Here is a 328-nt window from a genome sequence, read left to right on the forward strand (position 1 = left end):
GACATCCTGCTCGTCGACTTCGACCTGCACGGTGCAGCAGTCATTCCATGCATCTGGCGTGCCATCCACGCCATACAGGGTCTGGCAGATCTGGCGGATCGCCGGCTCGTGTTCGGGCAGGAAGGACCAGCCGATTTCCTTGCCGAGAAAACGTCCCCTGTAACGCCGGGCCTGGATTGCCAGTTCGGGATGAAATTCGGCCTTCAGGGTGATGCGTCCTTCCGACGCAGTAATCACGGCCATGATGAACTCCCAATGTAGAGACAGGGAAATTCTAGGACGGCTATCATAATTGTACAAGAATAAATGACACGATTATGAGCGAAAT

1 pseudogene is annotated in these 328 nt (G+C 54.3%); it reads right to left on the reverse strand.

What is annotated here, in order from left to right:
- A pseudogene (locus B7449_RS18855) lies at positions 1-243 on the reverse strand (hypothetical protein); the annotation flags it as partial.
- Between the last annotated feature and the right edge of the window lie 85 nt (positions 244-328).

The organism is Komagataeibacter intermedius TF2 (genome assembly GCF_000964425.1).
In the GTDB taxonomy this organism is placed as follows: Bacteria; Pseudomonadota; Alphaproteobacteria; order Acetobacterales; family Acetobacteraceae; genus Komagataeibacter; species Komagataeibacter intermedius.